The sequence below is a fragment of the Dawidia cretensis genome (assembly GCF_018598175.1).
Classification (GTDB): domain Bacteria; phylum Bacteroidota; class Bacteroidia; order Cytophagales; family Cyclobacteriaceae; genus Ohtaekwangia; species Ohtaekwangia cretensis.
Genome location: NZ_JAHESE010000010.1, coordinates 155,429 through 177,305, shown reverse-complemented (window position 1 = coordinate 177,305; position 21,877 = coordinate 155,429). Strand labels below are relative to the sequence as shown.

Genomic DNA, 21,877 nt, shown 5'->3' with positions numbered 1-21,877 from the left:
ACACCCGGGAGAGTAAGTCGTTGCCTTTCTTTTACAAAAGAAGCCTTGATAGAAATATCAGGGCTTTTTTGTTTTAAAGCCTTTTGAAGAATGGTCTTCGGCTCGGTCTCGCCAGTCTAAGACTGACCGCAGGCGTAGGCACAAGTTCCGCACCTGCGCTGACGCTTGGCGCTTAGACGTGCGCCAGTAAACCATCTGGAGTATATATACATAGAATCACTTGCCAGGATGAGACCTATGTCATCGTTGGCTGTGCCCCGAAGATAGCTGGCAAGAGTTAGTCCCGACTTGAAGAATGGTGTAGATTAACCCAACGGAAACCGAATAACAAACTCACTGCCTTTTCCAGGTTCGGAGTTTAGTATAATCTCTCCCTTCAACCGGTCCACCAGCGTCTTTACAATCGCCAGCCCCAGCCCGTTCGAAGTTTCTCCCGCTGTAGGCCTTGCCGTCAGCTTGCGGAACTTCTGAAACATCAGCTGCTTATCGTCGCCCGAAAATCCCGGTCCCTCATCCCGTACAGAAAACCAGAAATGATCTGCCGTCTTCCCGGCGGCTACTTCAACGGTACCGTTAGACGGCGAAAACTTCAGGGCGTTCGATAGCAGGTTGTCGGCAATACGACTGAGATAGTCCGCATCCAACCGCACCTGCTCACTCTCCACCCGCGTAATGTGCAAGTGAATCTGCTTGGCAGAAGCGATCGGCGTAAACGCATCGACCTTCTCCAGCATAAAGGCGCTGATGTCAAACGTAGTATAGTGCGGCGTAACGTTCTCCTCCAGCATGTGCACATCCAACAGATCTTTGATCAAGTCGAGGCCGGCCTGTGTGGCATTCTTGGTCATGTCCATATACTCATGCTGATCGGTGGTGAGTCCACCTTCCAGCTCCATGATATCGGCAATGCCCTTGATGCGGTTGAGCGGTGCTTTCAAGTCGTGCGCAACGATGCTCATGAGGGTATCCTTCTCGTGGTTGATGTCCGAGAGCTGTCGGTTGTGTTTGGATAACGTTTGATTCTGGTCGACAATTTCCTCCCGTTGACTTCGAATGAATTGATTTTGCCGCTCTAGCATATCGTTCACCTCGCGACGCTTTTTGCTGCCGCGCCATTGTACCAGGCCGAGAATGCTGATAAAGGCAATGATCACAATGAGGATGATGTTCTGAAGACGCTGCTGAAGAATGACGGCTTCATTTTTCGCGTGGTTGACTTTGAGCAGCTCGTTCTCTTGTTCCTTGCGTTCGATGTCCATTTCAAACTGCAGACGCTCCACCTGGCGCGCTACGTTGAGATCGTTCAGTGAATCCTTTAGAATGAGATATTGGTTTTGGTTTTCGAGTGCGCCGGCACGGTTGTTCTCTTTCAGGGAGAGCTTCCATAGCCAGTAGAATACTTCCATTTTCGTGTTCAGCTCATTCGCGCGGGTGGCTACCTCCATCGCGAGGGTAAAATATTTGCGGGCTTGCGCCAGCTCGTTCTTCGCGAACTTGATCTGTCCCATGGTCATATATGCCTGTGGCATCATGCGGGTGGTATTCATACGCACGATCACGGCTAGTCCTGCCGTGCACATGCTGTCAGCTGCATTCAGCTGACCTTTGTTGAGCAGGGCCTCGGACATATAGGTCTTAATGTCGGCGAGGTTGATCTCGTCGTTAATGACGTGCCCGATGGAGTCCGCCCGGTGTAAGTATTGAAGGGCTTTATCCAGCTGGCCGGTTTCCTGGTACAGGCGTCCGATCATGACGAGCGCTGCCATGATGTCGCGCGTGCGTCCGCCGTGCATGCGGATGCGATAGGCCTTGAGGTAATTGGACTCGGCTTTGGCGTTGTCTTGCTGTAGCTTATAGAGATTGGCGAGGCTCTGATAGGTGTAGGCCAGGCCCGAAGAGTCGTTGATATTTTCAAAGAGTGCCTGGGCGCGTAGGAAATAGTCGTACGAGCGTGACAGCAGGCCTTGTTCAAAGAAGAGCCGGCCCAGGTTGTTGTTGGAGTAAGCAATCTGGACCGAATCGTTTTGCTGCGTCGCTGTGTTCAACGCTTTATCGTAGGCATCGAAGGCTTCCAGGCGCTTGCCCTGGTAGTTGCGTGCCACGCCGATAAAGTTCAGGGGTTTGGCCAGTCCGGTTGCCAGCTTGAGGTCCTGGCCCAGTGCGTAAGCCTTCTGTGCGTAAAAGATTGTGCTGTCGGGAGCTGCCCAGCGGTATTCCCATGCCAGGTCGTTGAAGATCTCAAAGCGTTCGGCTTCCGGCGTTGTGGTGAGCTTGTGGCGCAGGGATCGGATCAATTCCAGGTTTTGCGCTCGCAGGGACAGACCGTGAAGGACGAAGAAAAAACAGATAAAAAGAAAGAAGGGCTTCTTCACGGCGGAATAGTCTAAGCTGTAGTAAGTTAGAATAAAACAACAGATTCACCAACGGAGAAGTCCCCCTTCGAGGTTACGTTTCTTCTTCAAAATTCATGTCGCGCCCAAAGGTTTCGTCGATGGGCAACAGCGCGATGCAGGCAATCACAATTGTCATAGTGCCCACGATCAACGCGCCGTAGATCATGCCTTTGCTATAGGCAGCGCTCTCGCCCAGCGTAGGCAGATAGTGCCCTTTGATGGAGTCGCGCAAGAGCTTGAACAGCCAGATCAATGGCACTACGGTGCCGCGGATAAAGTTCGGCGTCGTGGTCGCGACAGTGGAGCGCAGGTTCGTGCCAAATTGTTCGGCGGCGATCGTCACAAACAAGGCCCAGTATCCGATGCTAACCCCCAGCGCAAAACAAGTGATATAAAAGAATGTTGCCGTGCGGATCGGCATAAACAAGTAGAGTAAAAAGAGACACGCCGTCATGAGTATGAAGGTCAGCGCCACCTTCTTCCGCGAACGAATGAGCTGGCTGATAATGCCACTGCCCAGATCGCCCACGCACAGACCGATATAGCTATACATTACAGCATCGCCCGTAGTGATGGTGCCTGTTATCGACAGGGCTTTTGCAAACTCGGGGGAGAATGAGACCAGAATGCCGATGGTAAACCATATCGGCAGACCAATGAAGATGCACCCCAGAAACTTGACGAGTCGCTTGCGGTTGGTAAAGAGTTGAAAGAAGTTGCCACGCGATACTTCTTCTTTCTCGCGCACTTTCAGAAATACACCCGACTCCATCACGCTCACGCGCGCGATCAGGAGCAACAGTCCCATGCCGCCGCCAGCAAAGTAGGATACCTGCCAGCTGTCGAAAGATTTTGACACAAAGTTGCCTGCCACAGCACCCAGCACGCCCACCCCCGCGACAATGGCCGTGCCATAACCCCGCAAGTGTTTTGGTAGGATCTCGGAGACCAGCGTGATGCCGGCGCCAAGCTCCCCCGCCAGGCCCACGCCGGCAATGAAACGCAGTACGGCGTATTGATCTACGGAAGTAACAAAGCCATTGGCTATGTTGGCAAGCGAGTATAGCAGGATCGATCCAAACAACACCGAAAGCCGGCCGCGTTTGTCGCCCATTATGCCCCAGATGATACCGCCCACGAGCATACCAAACATTTGTGTCTGCAGCAGGTATTCACCCTTCTCGAACAGCTCCGCTTCGGGGACTCCCAGGGAGATAAGACTGGACTTTCGTACGATGCTGAACAACAGCAGGTCGTAGATGTCTACAAAGTAGCCCAGCGCCGCAACGATTACGGGCGGGCTGTACAACAGTTTATAAGACGAACGATCTTGCAGCATGGGTCAACGCTTTTTCTCTAAGAGATAATACAGGATGGGCCCCACCAGTGGCAGGAATACCACTACGAGCACCCATAAGATCTTGCGTTCATTGGCCATGCGGCTGCGTACGATGTCGACGATGACAAGAACGTCGACAACGAGTATTAGCAGGGATATGATTCTGTACATGGTATTGTGCGGTTAGTTATTCTCCAGGATTCTAAAAAGCTCGTCGAGGTTGGGCGTAATGATAATCTCTGTACGCCGGTTCTTTTGTTTATTGGCGGGGGTATCATTCACCGCCAGGGGTGAAAATTCACCACGGCCGGCAGCGGTAATCTGGCGTGGCTGTACGCCGCCTTTCATCAGGATGCGACTGATGGAAGTAGCGCGCATCACACTCAGGTCCCAGTTATCGTTCATATACTGCGACTTCTTCGATATGGGTACATTGTCGGTATGGCCTTCTACCATGATGTTGATATCCTTCTGGTCTTTGATAGCTTTCGCCAGTTGTTGTAAGGCCGTAACGCCTTTGGCATCCACCTCGATGCTGCCGGAGCCGAACAGCAGTTGCTCGGCCAGCGATACATATACCTGCCCGTTCTTCACTTTTACGGTGATGTCGTTTTCCTTAAAGTTCAGTAGGGCATTGCTGATCTTGGTGCGCAGTTGTTGCACCAGGTTATCCTTGTTGGCGAGCACTTGCTCCAGCTCTTGTACCTTCTTTTCACGTTCCGCCAGGCCTCTGCTTAGCGAGTCGTTCTGTGCGCGGGTTTTCTCCAGGTTTTGCTGGATGGCCAGCAGCTGCTCTTGTTGCTGCGCCAGGTCGCGGGTCTGTTTGCCGCTGCTGTTCATCAGGTTCTTGTAATACGTGTTAAGCTGTGCGTGCTCTTTTTCGAGCTCGGCTAGCTTCCTGGCGGTGCTCCGTTTCTGGCCGCGGATCAGCAGCGTGTCATCTTTCAGTTGTTTAAGCTGGGCAGAGAGACTGTCAAGGGTGCCGTTGGCTTTCTCCAGCTGGCCTGACCGGTCGGCCAGATCGGCCTCGGTCCGAATCTTCTGGGCCAGCAGCGCGTCGTACTTCTTTTTAGAAACTACACAGGATGAAACGATCGTGATCAGTAAAAACGATAAAAAAATAGTCCTCATAGGTGTTTAAGTGTTCAAAAAATGCGGTCTAAGGTAATAAAAAAAGCGCACCCCCGGAATTTTTCAAAACCCCTGGTTACCAGAAGGGTTACGTCGTTCAACGGGTAAAATAATAGCCTTGTCGGTCAGGGGTGCAAGCGTGACGGGTACCCACAGTGTAGAGCCTGCATATTATACCACATAAGAAGTATAGATGATCGCACATCGTTGCTTGAACATATAGAACAAATGTTATATGCTACTGCATGATTATGTAGGCAACCTCCGTTCCAACGTTCCGTTACATGTCTGTGTCTATAGCACAGAAGAAAATTAAAACCATTCACTTTCACGACGTAAAAAGAACACAATCCAAAATACATATGATCAACAACAAAAAACTCCTCTCCGTATTTGCATTGGCCGGTATACTTGGCCTCGCATCGTGTAGCAGCGATGACGATGGGGGCACGGGTAGCCAGGTTTCAAAAGACGAAGCCAAAAACAAAATCGCATCGTTCAACTCCACCGCGAAAAGTGATCTGCAAGATCTGCAGGACATTGAAGGCCTGAAGGCCACACAGGACTTCTTCGACCTGGCCAATGCCGACGATCCGTTCGGTCGTGTACCGGCAGATCACAAAAAGCTGCGTTCTTTCTTCCGCGAAAAAGGTAAAGATTTCAGAAGTGTATTTACGAAAGGCAGTGCCGCCGGCCGCACGGCCGCAGACGAGCCGTTTAACTACGGAGCCAACTTAGGCAAGTATGCGTGGAATAGCGACCTCCAGCAATTCGAAATGATCGATGAGGCTTCTATCATCTCGATCGAGTTTCCCACCGAAGGTTCGACTACCAATAACGCTCGCCTCGAGCTGACGGCGTATAGCGAAGTAGCGCTGTATGACGAAGAATGGGACGAGACATACTATGAGCCGGAAGTGCTTACTGCCGCCCTGTATGTAGACGACGCCAAGGCTTTATCCATACACCTCGAAGTAGCGTGGGATGAGCAAGGCTTCCCCCTAACGGCAGACATCGAGCTGACGGTAACACCTTTCAAACTGTCGGTTGCATTCGACACCAAGGGTAATACCTCCAACTCGTTAAGCATATCCCTGCTGCGTAATCAAGAAACAGTTGTGGCAACCAGCATCACCGTAAACTATAAAGATGCTTCCAAGTCTGAAGAAAGTGTAAAAAGCATCGACGGGTATGTGCAGTTGCGCAACCTGAAACTGCAGGGTACCATCAATGCCGAAGGTGCTAATAACAACCAGGGTGAAGTTGACCTGAACGACTTTGTAAAACTTGCGCTTTATGACGGCGATCAAAAGTTGGCGGATGTAGTATTTGAAGATGAAAACGGTGCTGCCGTGGCGTATCTCAAGTATGCTGACGGCTCGAAGGAGAAGGTTGAAACCGCCCTGCAACCCGTTATTGATGAGATCGATGCCATCACGAACGACTTCGACAACAACTAATCCGGGAATAGAATCTTATCGTAAAAAAGGGTCGTACACGCGGCCCTTTTTTATTATTCATAAACTTCCTTACTTTCAATCATCTAAAAACAATGGATCATATGCAAGGAATGTTGGCACCCGGCAGCCTGAAAGATAAAACCATCATTATCACCGGCGGCGGTACAGGTCTGGGCAAGGCCATGGGCAAATATTTTCTGACACTGGGCGCAAACCTTGTGATCACCAGTCGTAAAAAAGAAGTACTCGATAAAACAGCCGGGGAACTCATGCAAGAGACTGGTGGCAAGGTGCTGGCGGTAGGGTGCGATGTGCGCAAGTATGAAGAGATCGAGCAGATGCTCAAAACAACCGTCGATACCTTTGGTAAAGTAGACGGCGTATTAAACAATGCGGCCGGTAATTTTATCAGCCCCACGGAACGCCTTTCACACCGTGCGTTTGACATTGTTGTCGATATCGTTTTAAAAGGTACCTATTATACTACCCTGGCAGCCGGCAAACATTGGATTGCCAATAAACAGCCGGGTGTATTTCTGAATATCGTTACCACGTATGCATGGACCGGGTCGGGCTACGTCGTACCCTCTGCCTGTGGTAAAGCGGGTGTGCTGGCACTGACGCGATCGCTGGCGGTAGAGTGGGCGAAGTATAAAATACGTAGCAACGCCATCGCCCCCGGGCCGTTCCCGACCGAGGGAGCCTGGAGCCGCCTGTTGCCCGGGGAGCTGGTCAAGAAATTCGACCCCGCCCAACGCGTGCCGCTGAAACGTGTAGGCGAACATCAGGAGCTGGCCAACCTGGCCGCATACCTCATGTCCGACTATTCTGCCTATGTCAATGGCGAAGTCATTACCATTGACGGCGGTGAGTGGCTGCGCAACGGCGGCGAGTTTAGTCACCTGGAAATGATACCTGACGAAATGTGGGACGTCATGGAAAAGACGCGAGGCAAACAGTCATAATTCGTAATGAAGGATTTTGACGCCGTATTGCGTAACCGTCTGGTGGTACGTGAAGAAGCAGGATTACTGCGTGCTCTGCGACAGGCGGTTGCGCCCATAGATTTTACATCCAACGATTATATAGGCCTGGCACGATCGCCAGCGCTTTTTGCCGCGATCGAACAGAAACTTAATCAAATTCCGTCACCGCTAAACGGCGCTACCGGCTCGCGGTTGCTGTCGGGAAATGCCCCCTATACAGAAGCGGTGGAAGCAACACTGGCCCGGATCTTTTTCGGCGATGCCGCACTGATCTTTCAATCCGGTTATGCAGCCAACGTATCGGTATTATCGGCCATGCCGCAACGGGGTGACACCATCCTGTGCGACGAGCTTGTGCACGCCAGCATTAAAGACGGCATGCGTTTAAGCCTGGCAAAACACCACAACTTTCGTCACAACGATCTGCAAGATCTGGAGGAGAGGTTGCAACGCGCGACCGGCCAGGTGTTTATTGTTGTCGAGTCTATCTACTCGATGGATGGTGATACCTGTCCGCTGGAGCCACTGGTTGCTTTGGCGGAACGTTATGGCGCTTTTATTATACTCGACGAAGCGCACAGTACTGGTGTGATGGGCGAGGGAGGAAGTGGCCTGGCCGTGGCCCTGGGCATGCACGATAAGATTGCCGTACGTATTTATACCTTCGGCAAGGCGATGGGCATCCACGGCGCCTGCGTGGTAGGTACCCATAGCGTTGTAGAATATCTGGTGAACTTTGCGCGGCCGTTTATTTATACCACGGCGTTGCCGCCGCACAGCATCGCGGCAATCGACTGTGCTTTTGCATATATGCAAGAACACGGCGCCCCGCTGCAACAGGCGTTGCGCGATACGATCGGATACTTCGTGCAGCAAGTGCAAGACCTGCCGCATGTCAGCGGGAACAACAGTGCCATCCAAACGGCATTGTATCCCGGCAACGCATACGTGCGACAAGTGGCCCGGGAGTGGCAAGCTGCAGGACTTGATGTGCGTCCCATTTTGTCGCCTACTGTGCCGGCGGGTGCAGAGCGCATGCGGATATGCCTGCATACATTTAACACGCGCGAAGAGATCGACCTCCTGGCCCGCTGTTTACGCGTGTTGCCAGCGGCGGGCCCTTGATCCTTTGCAATTATGGCGTAGTTTTGCGATATGAATTACTTCGTTACGGCCATTGATACCGACAGTGGCAAAACGTTGGTTTCGACCATTCTCTGTGAAGCCTTGCAGGCCGATTACTGGAAGCCCATACAGGCAGGGCATCCCCGCGATACCGAGGCTGTCGCGAAGTTGCTGGATCCTCAGCATCACGTATTCTTTCCCGAAGGCTACTTGCTACACACACCGGCCTCGCCCCATGCTGCCGCACGCATCGACGGCATCACCATCGATCTGCAAACTTTAACGCCTCCGGTTACTAGGCGTGACCTTATCATCGAAGGTGCTGGTGGTTGCCTCGTGCCGCTGAACGATCACGACTTTGTGATTGATCTCGTCGCGCGGTTTAATGCACAGGTCGTGCTGGTCGCTGACCTATACCTGGGCAGCATTAATCACACGCTGCTGACCGTAGAAGCACTTCGCAAACGCAACCTGCCCATCAAAGGCATTATTTTCAACGGGCCTTCCAACGCCGAGAGTGAACGGATCATTGAGCTTCACACCGGGCTGCCGGTATTGCTGCGCTTGCCGTGGCAAGAGCGGATGAGCCGTCAGACGATTATAGACTATGCAAAAGAACTACAACAACACTGGCACGCCTGACGAGCTGCTTGCCTGGGATAAAGAAGTCATCTGGCACCCCTATACACCGCTTACCGGCGCCGCGGACCCCATCCTGATCACCGGTGGCGAAGGAGTATATTTACATACCGCTGATGGCCGCAAGATTATCGATGCCGTATCATCGTGGTGGGTGAATATCCACGGCCACGCCAATCCCTATATCGCACGCGCGCTGGCCGAGCAGGCCTCCACGCTGGAGCATGTTATTTTTGCAGGCTTTACGCATGCGCCAGCGATTCGACTGGCTAAGAATCTGCTGACGATATTGCCGCAAGGTCAATCGCGCATCTTCTTTTCTGACAATGGCAGCACGGCCGTCGAGGTGGGCATCAAAATGGCTATTCAATACTGGTATAACCGCGGCATCACACAGAAGAAGAAAGTAATCGCCATACAAGGAGCATACCACGGCGACACCTTTGGCTCCATGTCGGTCAGTGACCGAAGCATCTTTACGGATCCTTTTCAATCCTATTTATTTGAGACGGTATTCATTGACTTTCCCACCGCAGCCAATGAAGCCGACGTAATCGACCAATTCCGAAGGTACGTCGCACAGGGCGATGTTGCGGCATTTATATACGAGCCCCTCGTACAAGGGGCTGCCGGCATGCGCATCTATACACCTGCGGTGTTGAATGCCTTACTCGAAGAAGCCCAGGCACACGACGTGTTGTGTATTGCCGACGAAGTCTTTACCGGTTTTGGTCGCACCGGCAAACTGTTTGCATCCGAGTATTGTGTGTATCAACCCGACATTGTGACTGTCTCCAAAGGTATCACGGGCGGAACGATAGCGCTCGGCGTTACCAGCTGCACCGACAAGATTGCACAAGCTTTCCAAACAGAAGATTTTCGGAAGACCTTATTTCACGGTCATTCCTATACGGCCAATCCCATCACGTGCGCTGCCGCGAATGCCAGCTTTGATTTGTTAACGGACCCTGATTGCCGGTATCGCATGGACCGCATCAGCCGCCAGCAGGAAGCTTTTGCAGCACAGATGGGCAACCATCCGGCGGTGTTGGAAGCCCGGTCGTTGGGTACCATTCTGCGGATAGAGTTACGTACCGAAGAAGGTACCGGATATGAGCATAGTTTGCGCAAGAAAATATTTCCCTATTTTATCGAACGGAACATCTTGCTCCGTCCGTTGGGAAATATCTTGTATGTGCTTCCTCCGTACGTGATGACGGAAGAAGCACTACAAACAGTATATACTGCGATTGAAGAATTTATTCAGACACTGCCTACAAAGGCATGAGCGTGAGACCTCGTCCCAATGAGTAGTAGGCCTTGGGTTTGTCGCCCGACGCCGGGCGCAACACCAGGGTGCTGCTTTCCAGTGGCAGGGAGGTGATCAGGTTGCCTTGCATGTCGTACACAAACGACAGATCCTGCGACAGGTCGGTGAGGGTGACGTAGCTCCGGCCGCCGCCGAAATTATAGAAGCGCACCTCGGCCGGATTATTACCAACGAAGTCGCTGCCGACAATTTCTTTTAGGTTCTCATCAAACACGGTCAGTTGACGCGCCTCCTGGCGCACCACGAGGTAAGACTTTTCACTCAGGTCGCGCACGAGGCTGAAGCGGGCGTCCACCGCCGTTTTGATCAATGTCTCACGGCTCTGCACATTGCCGTCCATGTCGAACTTGATCCGGAAGCCGTCGCGTGATACGATAACAAAATAGGTTGTTGCTAAACTATTGCCTACTTCCAGCGCGTAGTCGCCTACCGGGCGTGCATCGAGGTCAAGCGGGAAGCCGTGTAGGTTTTCACCCCGACGGTTCATCAGGTATGCGATACCATCCTTCCGGATCGCGACGATATAATCTTTACCGCGTATGCGGTGGTGCTGCGGTGCGGTAGACAGGCTGCTCTCTACATTCTTCGGCTTCCAGCCATCGAGGTTGCTACCGTCTTTATCGTACATCCACAACTTGCCGGATTTGCCGGCCACCAGGAAACGGTACTTCTTGCTGTGGTCATAGTCAATCACCGATGTGAACTCAATATCCTTTTCGCCGATCGCCACCGGGAACGGCTTCACGTAATTGCCCAACCGGTCGACAACGTGCAGTTGCCCCGGCGTGGCAAAAAAGAATTGCAGCTTGCTGTTCTTATAAAAATCCACCTGCGTTACATCGCCGGCAATAAACTGGTCGAGGTCGATCTTCCAAAGCGCCTTTCCGTCGGCTGATACGAGGCTCAGTGCACGTGAAGAATCCTGCACGAGTACTTCTTCCTCTTTGGTATTGTGATTTCGTACGACAAAGATCTTGTGAATGCCTTGTTGGAACGAGGTGATGGTTTTGTCCGTGCGATCAGCTTTAGCGGCTGCCGAAGTTTTCGGTTTGCCGTACGTCCATGTAATGTTGGTATAATAGCTATTATTAAGGTGGCTCATCTGTACGGCACCCATGCCAATGCTTTCCAGCGCGGCCCGATTTTCTTGCACAAACTTTTGCCAGCGCGGGTGCAGCACATCGGACAGGATGTTCCACACCATGGGGGTATTGATATACAGGTTTACGTTGGACTCCAGCAGTGTCCCTTCCAGGAATTTGTTTTGTGCCACGGATTTGCCCCACGTTTCTTCCTTGTCAATGTCGTCCAGGAATTGTTTGAGGTCATCCACATTCTCGCTCAGGATAATGGTATTGCCCACGGCGGTATAGAAGCTGGTCTTCAGGCCGGTCACGAGTGGCCAGAAAAGCTTCTCGGGAAAAGATGGTACAGGCATCTCGCGAATCTCGTAGTCGGAGAAGCGCTCGAAGAAGATCGTATCCATGCTGGTCTTTTGGGCAATGGTGTTGAACGTTGAGATCCAGGGCTTGGGGTCTTTGGTTTCGATCAGGACGATCTTCGACAGGCTGCGGTCTTTCGATTCGAGAAAACACACGCCTACCTCGTTGCCCAGGTGCTGGTATAGCTGGCCGAGCGAAAGTCCCGCCGCGGTATTTACCTGTTTGATGGAATCTTGCAGTCCCGGGTTCTTGCTTTGCGCGTACATCTTCAACGCTTCACCCATGCGCACGCCGTCGCTGATGCCAAAGCTGGACACCATTACCGAACGGTTAGAAACAAAGTTCTTGAGGTTGAACGGCACCGGCACCTGGTTGTTGAACACTGACAGGATATAGCCCTGGCTGGCGCTGTCGAGGCTAAAGCCGTTCAGGGTAAAGCTTTGCTCGTCGGTCTTGATGTCGAGCAGGGAAGCCTGGCCGATTTGATTAACGATGGAGGGGCTGCCCGTAGCGAAGGAGTTGAGCCATACGCCAAAGTTCCGGATGTTGATAAAGAGATTGCCGGCGTCGTTGTTCGAACGGGGCATCTGGTAAAGAGAAGCGATCTTACTGCGAAGGGTGTTGTTGCCCGCGGTATAGGCGCGGATCACATCCTCCAGGAGAAATGGCGTAAAGCTACCGATCCAGACGTCGTCGATCTGCGTCCACGAGAAGGTCTGTTGCCTGGAGGTGATCTCGTGTATCTGTATCCCGTTAAACTCGCGGTGGTCTTTGGTTAGCTTGTCCCATGCGTCGAGCATGGCATTCTTACTCTTCAGCTGATTGAGGGGCACGTAAAAAACAAAGTCGAAGTCATCCTTGCGGGTTTGGTGGGCTGAGATCAGCTGGCCGCGGGGCTGGGTGTCGATAAAGTCAAACAGTGTGCGCAGCGAGTCTGTGGGCTTGCCATAGAAAGCCGCTTCGCGAAAGACCGACCACAACGACGTCTCCTGCATTTTGCGTACGCAGTCGGCACAGTCGTTGGTCTCATATACAAAGATGGTAGCCTCGGGCACCAGCGCCCACGGTGTTATTGTTCGTTTGACAAGAAACCTGTCGTATAGGTAATACCCTCCGACAAGAACCACCACGAGGCCGATGGTGATAAGCAAAGGAAGTCTCTTCACGCGTAGCGGACTTAGTTTATAATACGGGCAAGATAGTAAAAAATACGGCCCTTATACTTGCGCGAGCGCCTGGTCCAGGTCGGCGATCAGGTCTTCGGCATCTTCCACACCAATGCTCAGACGGATCAACGAGTCCACCAGGCCACTCTTGACGCGTTCGGCCGGGGGAATGCTGGCGTGTGTCATCGACGCCGGGTGGTTGATCAGCGACTCCACACCGCCAAGCGACTCGGCCAGCGAAAAGAGCTGAACGCTTTCCATCAGCTTGATGGCCTTGTCAAGGCTGTCGTCTTGCAGGGTGAATGACAGCATGCCGCCGAAGTCACGCATTTGTTTTTTGGCAATGGCATGATTGGGGTGGTCGGTAAATCCAGGCCAGTATATCTTTCCAATCTTGGGATGAGCCTTCAGGTACTCGGCAATCTTGCGGCCGTTCAGGCAGTGGCGCTCCATGCGCAGGTGCAAGGTCTTGATACCGCGCAGCACGAGGAACGAGTCTTGCGGGCCGGGCACCGCGCCGCAGGAGTTCATGAGAAAGAAAAGCTCCTGGTAAAGTTTTTCGTCGTTCATCACCAGCGCACCCATCACTACGTCGGAGTGGCCGCTGAGGTATTTGGTCACTGAGTGCATGACGATGTCGGCGCCCAGGTCAAGCGGGTTCTGCAGGTAAGGAGAAGCAAAGGTGTTGTCGACGGCCACGATCAGCTTATGCTCCCGCGCGATGGCGACGCACGCTGAGATGTCGACGATGTTCATCAGTGGGTTGGTTGGGGTCTCTACCCACAGCAACCGCGTGCGGTCGTTGATGACCGACCGGATGTTATCAGCCTGGGTCAGGTCGATGAAATGGAACTTGATGCCGTACTTTTCAAAGACCCGTTTGAACATCCGGTACGAACCGCCATACAGGTCGTTGCTGGTAATCACTTCGTCGCCGGGATTCAGCAATTTGATCACGGCATCGGTGGCGCCCATGCCCGAAGAAAAGCAGATGCCATACTTACCGTTCTCTAACGCAGCGATGCTTTCTTGCAGCGCGTTGCGTGTGGGGTTGGTGCCGCGCGCATAGGCAAAGCCCTTGTGTTTGGCAGGCGACTCCTGTACGTATGTGGATGTTTGGTAAATGGGGGTCATGATCGCCCCGGTAGATGGGTCCGGCGTCACACCGGCGTGCACAGCTTTCGTTCCGAATTTCATAAGGTAATATTCAGACTTTTAGCCGACAAATGAAATACCCGTGCCCACATCCTGTGGAGCCGGGTATGCCGATACGGTAGAATTATTTATTGCGCCAGTAGGTACGGATCGTTTCCTTCCACTGGTCACCGCTCTTGAGGTAGAGTACGGTGTTGATGAGCATCTTGTCTTCGGGCAGGGTCTGGCCGGAGGTTTCTGCCGCGCGCAGAATGATGTCGTAGAGCTTCCGGCGGAAGGCCGGGCCGCCTTCCCGACGGTAAAGTGTCTGCAATGCCTGGTCAATGCTGTCCGCTGTGACCTCCTGCACTACAGGCTGGGCCTGGGGGGCGACGGCTATGGGGGGTGGTGGAGCAATGGGAGCTTCGGTAACAACCGGTGCGGGGGCCACGGGCGCTGGTGTCTCCGCGGGGAGCTGACGACTCAAGGGGCTCGGGGTCACCAGGGTGGCGGCTTGTTGCTTCAGGAATTCGTCAAGATCTCTGAGTGTATTCTTCTTCTTGCTCATGCGAGATAATTAAGAATGGCTTGCGCCACAGGCTGATACTCTTTCTCCGCGTCGACCGTACTGAAATTTACGAAAAGATTCTTCTGCGGTACGACTACGGGCAGGATGATGGCATCCAGTTTTTTGAGGTTATCCCGTACGGTAAAAATATTGGTTGAGCTGTGAATGCGATTGGGCAGGATGATGATTTTCAGTCCGCTGTTCAGCTCGCGGGCGGGGGCCAGGTCGGTAACGGTTTGATAGGTCACCAGCAGGTCGTTTTGTGTCAGGCTGGTGGGCACGACCACGGCGTTGCTGACCAGGCAAAGCTTTTTGATACCTTCGTCGGTGGTTTTACCGGCGCTGTCCACAATGATATAGTCGAACTTCTTGCTGTCTTTCAGTTTTTCCAGCTCTTGTGCCACCTGGTGATCTTCTGAGCCCAGAATCTCGAACATGGTTTTACCATCCTTGGCCTGGAACACTTCCATTTTGCGTAGGGTGTTCAGGGTATAGTTGGTATCGGTTTCCACCAGCAGCACCTTTTTGCCAAGTTGGTGAAGGGTGGTGGCCAGGTGAATGGCATTGGTAGTCTTGCCCGTACCGCCCTTCCGGCTGATGAATGAGATAATTTTGGACATGCCTAAAAGTAAGAAACCCGGGTGATTTCAAAAACCTCCCGGGTCTAATTAAGCTATCCGTGTATTAAATACTGCGGTTTATGTCAAATTTCTCGAGGTAGTCGGCTACCCGGCGTACCATCATTCCACCCAGGGCACCGTCTACTACACGGTGGTCGTACGAGTGGGAGAGGAACATCTTGTGACGAATCGCAATCACGTCACCCGATGGCAGCTCCAACACGGCAGGCTTCTTTACGATTGCCCCCAGGGCAATGATACCGACCTGCGGTTGCACGATGATGGGTGTACCCATGACGTTTCCAAAGGAGCCGACGTTGGAGATGGTAAAGGTACCACCGGCCAGTTCATCGGGTTTGAGTTTGCCGTCGCGTGCCCGGCGTGCCAGGTCGTTTACGATCTTGGTCAGGCCACCCAGACTGAACTGGTCAGCGTTTTTGATAACGGGTACGATCAGGTTACCGCTGGGCAGGGCTACGGCCATTCCGATGTTGATATCTTTCTTCTTGACGATACGGTCGCCGTCTACCTGTATGTTGATCATAGGGTAGTCTTTGATTGCCAGCACTACCGCTTCAATAAAGATCGGTGTGAACGTCAATACGTCGCCTTCGCGTTTCTGGAAATCGCTCTTCACTTTGCCGCGCCATTGTACCACGTTGGTCACGTCGGCTTCGACGAAGGAGGTTACGTGCGGCGCAATGCGTTTCGAGTCCACCATGCGCTCGGCAATCATCTTGCGCATGCGGTCCATCTCGATGATCTCGTCGCCGGCGTTGATAGAGGCCTGTACTTTTGGCGTGGGTGTACTGCCGGCAGGCACGGCATGTTTTACCGGTTGTACTGTAGTGCCGCCTACTTTGCGGGTTTGTACATATTCCAGCACATCTTTTTTGGTTACGCGTCCTTCATTGCCGCTGCCGGAGATCGTTTCGAGCTCGGCCACGGTGATGTTCTCTTCGCGGGCGATGTTTTTCACCAGCGGTGAGTAAAAGCGTTTGCTGTCTTTAAAGCTCAACGCTTGCGGTGCGCCGTTGCTATGTGCCACTGCGGCTTCCTGTAAGGAATGCTCGGTTGCACCATTCGATTTAGCCGGTGTGCTGGTAGTCGGTTGCGGTGCAGCAGCACCCGCCGCTACGTCGGTGGTAATGATAGCAATGGGAACGCCGACCTTTACGATCTCGCCTTCCTTTGCCAGAATTTCCGTTAATATACCGGCGTGGGTAGAAGGTACTTCGGTGTCGACCTTGTCGGTCGCAACTTCGAGCACCGATTCGTCTTGCTCGATCTTGTCGCCTGGCTTCTTGATCCAGTTCAGGATCGTCGCCTCGAATATACTTTCACCCATCTTGGGCATGATAAGTTGAACCTGCGCCATGTTTCAATCGATTTTGGAAGGGCAAGTTACTATTTTTTCGTCTGGATAAACCTGTTTTTATATTTCAAACGTTTCTTTGGTGACGGTATCTTTTTGACGAATAATACCTTGTGGCCCCCGCCCAAATAAAAAAAATGTACCTGTAGACCAGTCGCCCCATGGAAATTAGTAACATTGAAGTATGAAAAGAGGTCTTGTCTTTTTAGTCTGGGCGTATGCAGCCGCATGTTTGTTCGCCTGCTCGTCCGATGATGAAGAGCCCAATGACCCCGATGCACCTACACCACACGAACAAGAGGTTGTCCGCTATTTTACCGAAGTGGCCCTCGGCGGCGAGTTTGACAATGAGCCACCGGTTACACGGAAGTGGTTGCGGGAAATGAAGCTCTACGTCGGCGGTACACCGGACCAGGTGTTGCGAAGCGAGCTCGACGATGTGATCACCGAGATCAACGACCTGGCGCACGATGGTTTTCAGATCACCACCACGACCGACTCCGCAAGCTGCAATGCCTATATATTCTTTGGTGCGCCCGATGTTTTCGAGGCCTGGTATCCACCTGCAGCGCAGTATATCGACGACAACTGGGGATTGTTCTTTAGCTTTCCCGACAACAGCACAAACGAGCTATACCGCGCCGTCATGTTTGTAGACATGGTGCGCAATGCCGATAAGAAGGCACAACGCCATATACTGCGCGAAGAGTTGACGCAATCACTGGGGTTGGCGCGCGACGCTGACCGATACGACGATAGTATCTTTCAACAGGCGTGGACGACCGGTACGGAATACGCACCCATTGACCGCGAGCTGATCTGGTTGTTATACGATCCTGTCATCGTACCGGGTCTCGACTCGGCTACGGTGACTCCGTTGCTGCAGCAACTGCTCAAAGAAAAAGTGTAATGCTGGTAGTGTTGCCGTTACTTCGGCAAGCTCTGACGAATCAGGTTCAATGATGCGATCGACGCCAGGCGGATGTTCAGGTCGCGTTCCGTTGAGAGCTGTAGCTTGCGCGTTACAGTCTGGTATTTGTCGGAATAAGCAATCCACACGGTGCCGACCGGCTTCTCGGGTGTAGCCCCACCAGGACCCGCGATGCCGCTGGTAGCCACACCGATGTCTGTATTAAACTTTGCCCGCACCAGGTTGGCCATCTCGCGGATCGTTTCTTCGCTTACTGCCCCATAGCGTTCCAATGTCTCGGGGCGCACGCCCAGCTGCCGCATTTTTATATCGTAGGCGTAGGGTATGATGCTGCCCAGGAAATAAGCAGAGCTGCCGGCCACGCTCGTGATGAGGTGCGACAGGTAGCCACCCGTGCAGCTTTCGGCTACGGCCAGGGTGAGGTTACTGGCTTGCAGCGTTCGGCCCAGGACCACTTCCAGGGGTGATTCGCCATAGCCATAAATAAACTGGCCGACGCGCGTTTTTAAGACTTCTACTAATTGATCTGTTTCGGCCTGGAGCAATTCCCGCGAGCTGCCGATGCCCGTGAGCCGCAGCTTCACCTCGCCCAGGCTGGGCAGGTAGGCCAGTTTGATATGCAGTGGCAGGGAGCGTTCCCAGTCGGCAATCTTTTCCGCCAAAAACGATTCGCCAATGCCCACTGTGCGGATCACATGGTGGTGAATGGTCGGGGTAGGGAAGGTGGCTTTTAATTTGGGGACGACCAGGTCGGTCATCATGCGCTTCATTTCGTGGGGCACGCCAGGCATAGAGACAAACACTTTGCCCTGACGGGAAAACCACATACCGGGGGCAGTACCCACGGCGTTGGTGACCTTTTCGCAACATACCGGTAGGGCAGCCTGTTGGCGGTTGACTTCTGTTAGCTCGCGGCCGCGGCTTTTAAAGAACTCGGTTACTTCGGCCAGCGCCTCGGGGTGGATCGCGAGCTCGCACCCGAAATATTTTGCCAGGCAGGGCTTGGTCATGTCATCGCTTGTAGGGCCTAAGCCGCCTGTGATCAATACGATGTCTGCCCGTTTTTCCGCTTCCGCAAATGCCGTCAGGATTTCGTCTTCCTGGTCCCCCACCGTAGTCTTGCGGATAACCTTGATGCCGGCTTGCGACAGCGCGGTTGCCATCCACTGGGCGTTGGTATCAACGATCTGGCCATACAAGATTTCATCACCGATCGTTAATAATTCCGCTAAAACAGTCTTCATATAAAGAATCTAAAATATTTTACACCACGGTCCAACGTTCCACAAAGGAAGCCAGTCTTACCCATAAAACAAACTGCTGCTTATGAATAACCCTTTCAACGTGAAACGCCTGTGGCCACTTTCACTAACGCTTTTACTCGCGGCATCGTTCAGCGCCTGCGATGTGCTGGAAGATGACGACCCGATCGGTGGTGGCAAGGGCGTTGTCATCGACGACTCCGATGTTAAGATGCTGCCCCAGGGCACAGCCTTCATCGACCTCTATGCCCGCGTGAAGACGGAACGTCCGATCCGGCTCGACATTACCGGCGAGCCCGCACGCGGTACCCTGCGCGAGCTGCGCACCGGCCTCCTGCAATACCAGGCCAATGTCGATTTTACCCAAGGCCGCGACTTCTTCCGGGTTTCGGTATATGCCGATGACAACACCCTGTTGTTAGAAGATACGGTGGGCATCGTTATTGAAGACGATACGACCAATCTGCCATGCGGTGTCTACACGCGTAGTGACTCTGCACAGGTCTGGGGCGACTCGACAGTATACATATATCCCCTGGCCAATGATGTTTTGTGCGGCGACACGGCGCGTTACCGCATCGAGATCTATCAACCCAACAATTCGCTGCCACCGCACTACGGCACGGCCATGTTAAATACTCCCTATAATTCGATCTCCTATGCGCCGACCAGCAATCCCCCCAAGAACGATATGATCATTTACAAGGTGTACGACACCATCGATACAACACGCGTGGGCTATGGCGTCATATTCATCACGGCAACGTCCGGTCCGGCAGGACCGCCGGTGACACCTTGTCAGTTTACGTTGATAGACGATTACTATACACTATTACTGGATTCATTGGAGTCCGATTCCGTGACGTTCAGGCCTTTCAAGAATGACGCTTTGTGCGACTCTTCTTCGAGGTACATGCTGGACATTGCGCAGCCACCAACGCACGGATATGCGTCGGCGTACGACAACGGATCCGTGGACTATATTCCAACGGAACAACCGTATCACGGCATGCGGGATAGCCTGGTGTACAGAGGGTGTCGTGGCGATACCTGTCGAACGGCCAAAATAAGAATATACTTTAACTAACGAATCTCCACGAGAGAGCCTCCTGTCGACCAGGAGGCTTTTCCTCGTTCTACTATGATCGGATCGGAACTATTTGAACAGTGTAAGCGAAAGGATGGCAGGGCGCAGCAGTCCCTGTACATGCTTTACAAGGCGAGGCTCATGGGCCTGTGCCGGCGTTACGCTGCGGATCGCGAGGAGGCACAGGACATGTTACAGGAGGCGTTCATCAAGATCTTTACTAACATACACCAGGTCTCGGCCGCCGAGAAGTTAGAAGGATGGATGAAGTCTGTGGCCGTACGAACGGCCATCGACCACTACCATAAACGCAAGCGCTCGGTCATCTTTCCTGAAACCGGGAATACCCCGGAGGTTGCCAACGCCGACTATGAAACGATGTTGGATAATCTCACCGACGAACACCTCGTCTCGGTTATCAATGGACTGCCGGAAGGGTGCCGGTTGGTGTTTAACTTGTTTGTGGTGGAGGGATACAGTCACACCGAGATCGCGGGATTGCTCGGCATTACCGAGGGCACGTCACGCTCGCAACTGCATCACGCTAAATTTCTTTTGAAACAACGACTTACAACGCTAGGAGTAAAACGTTATGAAAAACTTGCCTGAAAACAACTTTTGGAACGAGATCAAAGACCGGCTCGACCACTATGCCGAAGAGCCGGCCGATGACTCGTGGGATAAGATCGCAGGGGCGCTTAACAACACCCCGCGGCCGCGTGTTCTCGCATGGCTGGAGCGGCGGGCATCATCCGCACAGGTGGGCCTCACGGGATTTGCATTGCTGGTAGCGCTGATGGCAGGCGATCAGCCGGCTACAACCTGGAGCGGCTTCGTGGCAAATGCCGAACAGGAGGAAGTATATAGCGACAAAGAGCATGCGACTTCTTCTGACAATACAACAGCATTGACTGTGCCGAAGGAAGCAGCGACGTCACAACAAGAGCAGAGCATATCCCGTAAGGAGAAGAGCGCTCGTGCACGGACTGTGTCGCAGAAGGCAAAGACGTATACCCGCTTCGATGAGACGGTTTCAGCAGAAACACCTGCCACAAAGGTCATAGCACAAGACACAACGGCCTCAGGCGATGAAACCCTTGCGAAGAATCGAATGGTATCCCCGGCAGGATTATCTGCGGTCGACACCGTTGCGCAAGTAGATATCGACAAGAAAGAAAAGAAGGTTGTCGTTAATGCCAGTACGAAAAAAGAGGCTGAGAAGAAGAAGGCACAACTTCACATTCCGATGGTTTTCTTCCAGGCCGGACCTTCCCTGGCGTATCACAAGATAACACCGTCGACGAACGACGATGTCACTATCACCGAACTGGAAGAGTCTGGTGTTTTTGCATCCGACCGTGTGGGCTTCTCGTTGGAGGCAGGCTTCCAATACCGCGTTGCACCGCGGCTGGAAGTATATGGCGGGTTGTCATACTACCAGCAGCAGCAACATATACGCTACACACTGGCGCATGGAGCGTCCGGGAGCGTGGCCGGAAACCCTGACGATGGGTATGTGTTCACACCGGTCACCAGTCAGCAGGAGGTGAAATATACACTACGCAATGCTGGTGTGTCGGCCGGTGTGTTCTATCGCGTGAAAACACATTTGCTGGAGCATAAGCTGGGAGTCGGGTTGTTATACCAGCAAGGCTTCCAGAGCACGGCGGGTGAAGGCAGCGCCTATACCAACAAAGGCTCGAAGTACCTGCAGTACCAGTTGCTGTACCGCATGGAGGCAGGATTAAACGACCACATGCGGCTCTACTTCCAGCCGGGCTATACGCACGCGTTCCACGTTGACGAAAAACTGAACGCGCCTTTTACCATCAAACCGTATCGCGCGGGGATAAGTGTGGGCATTGTGTATCTGTTTAATAAATAAAGAA

The 21,877-nt window shown here is 52.9% G+C and carries 19 protein-coding genes; 9 read left to right on the top strand and 10 right to left on the bottom strand.

Annotation, left to right across the window (positions count from 1 at the left end):
- Positions 1-305: 305 nt before the first annotated feature.
- From KK062_RS12745 to KK062_RS12730, 4 genes are all read right to left on the bottom strand, one after another.
- Positions 306-2,372 carry a tetratricopeptide repeat-containing sensor histidine kinase gene (locus KK062_RS12745; RefSeq protein ID WP_254084682.1) on the bottom strand — a complete coding sequence of 689 codons (2,067 nt, stop codon included), beginning with the start codon at positions 2,370-2,372 and terminating at the stop codon, positions 306-308.
- A 73-nt stretch (positions 2,373-2,445) separates the two neighbouring features.
- A complete protein-coding gene (locus KK062_RS12740; protein ID WP_254084681.1) occupies positions 2,446-3,732 on the bottom strand; it encodes an MFS transporter in 1,287 nt (428 codons plus the stop codon).
- A 3-nt stretch (positions 3,733-3,735) separates the two neighbouring features.
- Positions 3,736-3,903: a PLDc N-terminal domain-containing protein gene (locus KK062_RS12735; RefSeq protein WP_254084680.1), complete on the bottom strand. Its 168-nt coding sequence runs from the start codon at positions 3,901-3,903 to the stop codon at positions 3,736-3,738.
- 12 nt (positions 3,904-3,915) lie between these two features.
- On the bottom strand, positions 3,916-4,863 hold the full coding sequence (locus KK062_RS12730) for an OmpA family protein (RefSeq protein ID WP_254084679.1): 948 nt from the start codon (positions 4,861-4,863) through the stop codon (positions 3,916-3,918).
- 362 nt (positions 4,864-5,225) lie between these two features.
- Between KK062_RS12730 and KK062_RS12725 the strand changes: the two genes are divergently transcribed.
- From KK062_RS12725 to bioA, 5 genes are all read left to right on the top strand, one after another.
- A complete protein-coding gene (locus KK062_RS12725; protein WP_254084678.1) occupies positions 5,226-6,323 on the top strand; it encodes a glycosyltransferase family protein in 1,098 nt (365 codons plus the stop codon).
- 92 nt (positions 6,324-6,415) lie between these two features.
- Positions 6,416-7,288 carry an SDR family oxidoreductase gene (locus KK062_RS12720; protein ID WP_254084677.1) on the top strand — a complete coding sequence of 291 codons (873 nt, stop codon included), beginning with the start codon at positions 6,416-6,418 and terminating at the stop codon, positions 7,286-7,288.
- A gap of 6 nt (positions 7,289-7,294) precedes the next feature.
- Positions 7,295-8,434 carry an aminotransferase class I/II-fold pyridoxal phosphate-dependent enzyme gene (locus KK062_RS12715; protein WP_254084676.1) on the top strand — a complete coding sequence of 380 codons (1,140 nt, stop codon included), beginning with the start codon at positions 7,295-7,297 and terminating at the stop codon, positions 8,432-8,434.
- 30 nt (positions 8,435-8,464) lie between these two features.
- Positions 8,465-9,076 carry a dethiobiotin synthase gene (gene bioD, locus KK062_RS12710; protein WP_254084675.1) on the top strand — a complete coding sequence of 204 codons (612 nt, stop codon included), beginning with the start codon at positions 8,465-8,467 and terminating at the stop codon, positions 9,074-9,076.
- On the top strand, positions 9,042-10,361 hold the full coding sequence (bioA, locus tag KK062_RS12705) for an adenosylmethionine--8-amino-7-oxononanoate transaminase (protein ID WP_254084674.1): 1,320 nt from the start codon (positions 9,042-9,044) through the stop codon (positions 10,359-10,361). The genes bioD and bioA overlap by 35 nt, the downstream gene beginning before the upstream one ends.
- Here the strand turns inward: bioA and KK062_RS12700 are convergent.
- From KK062_RS12700 to KK062_RS12680, 5 genes are all read right to left on the bottom strand, one after another.
- Positions 10,348-13,011 carry a hypothetical protein gene (locus KK062_RS12700; RefSeq protein ID WP_254084673.1) on the bottom strand — a complete coding sequence of 888 codons (2,664 nt, stop codon included), beginning with the start codon at positions 13,009-13,011 and terminating at the stop codon, positions 10,348-10,350. The two genes, bioA and KK062_RS12700, sit on opposite strands and share 14 nt — an antisense overlap.
- 51 nt (positions 13,012-13,062) lie before the next feature.
- Positions 13,063-14,208, bottom strand: a complete 1,146-nt coding sequence (locus KK062_RS12695; protein ID WP_254084672.1) for a cystathionine gamma-synthase — start codon at positions 14,206-14,208, stop codon at positions 13,063-13,065.
- An 82-nt stretch (positions 14,209-14,290) separates the two neighbouring features.
- The gene (locus KK062_RS12690; RefSeq protein ID WP_254084671.1) at positions 14,291-14,713 is read right to left on the bottom strand and encodes a hypothetical protein; all 423 of its coding nucleotides are present in this window, start codon (positions 14,711-14,713) and stop codon (positions 14,291-14,293) included.
- Complete coding sequence (locus KK062_RS12685; RefSeq protein WP_254084670.1) at positions 14,710-15,333, bottom strand: AAA family ATPase; 624 nt, start codon at positions 15,331-15,333, stop codon at positions 14,710-14,712. Before KK062_RS12685 ends, KK062_RS12690 begins: the two co-directional genes overlap by 4 nt.
- Before the next feature lie 64 nt (positions 15,334-15,397).
- On the bottom strand, positions 15,398-16,711 hold the full coding sequence (locus tag KK062_RS12680; RefSeq protein WP_254084669.1) for a dihydrolipoamide acetyltransferase family protein: 1,314 nt from the start codon (positions 16,709-16,711) through the stop codon (positions 15,398-15,400).
- A gap of 181 nt (positions 16,712-16,892) precedes the next feature.
- Between KK062_RS12680 and KK062_RS12675 the strand changes: the two genes are divergently transcribed.
- Positions 16,893-17,618: a DUF2927 domain-containing protein gene (locus KK062_RS12675; RefSeq protein WP_254084668.1), complete on the top strand. Its 726-nt coding sequence runs from the start codon at positions 16,893-16,895 to the stop codon at positions 17,616-17,618.
- Between the two features lie 17 nt (positions 17,619-17,635).
- Here the strand turns inward: KK062_RS12675 and KK062_RS12670 are convergent, their stop codons facing one another.
- A complete protein-coding gene (locus KK062_RS12670) occupies positions 17,636-18,883 on the bottom strand; it encodes a competence/damage-inducible protein A (RefSeq protein ID WP_254084667.1) in 1,248 nt (415 codons plus the stop codon).
- 82 nt (positions 18,884-18,965) lie between these two features.
- On the opposite strand from KK062_RS12670, the gene KK062_RS12665 reads away from it, so the two are divergent.
- Genes KK062_RS12665 through KK062_RS12655 form a run of 3 tightly spaced genes read left to right on the top strand, consistent with a single transcriptional unit; the run spans position 18,966 to position 21,873 of the window.
- Positions 18,966-19,988 carry a hypothetical protein gene (locus KK062_RS12665; RefSeq protein WP_254084666.1) on the top strand — a complete coding sequence of 341 codons (1,023 nt, stop codon included), beginning with the start codon at positions 18,966-18,968 and terminating at the stop codon, positions 19,986-19,988.
- A 54-nt stretch (positions 19,989-20,042) separates the two neighbouring features.
- On the top strand, positions 20,043-20,597 hold the full coding sequence (locus KK062_RS12660; RefSeq protein ID WP_254084665.1) for an RNA polymerase sigma factor: 555 nt from the start codon (positions 20,043-20,045) through the stop codon (positions 20,595-20,597).
- Positions 20,581-21,873, top strand: a complete 1,293-nt coding sequence (locus KK062_RS12655) for a hypothetical protein (protein ID WP_254084664.1) — start codon at positions 20,581-20,583, stop codon at positions 21,871-21,873. Before KK062_RS12660 ends, KK062_RS12655 begins: the two co-directional genes overlap by 17 nt.
- Positions 21,874-21,877 lie beyond the last annotated feature (4 nt).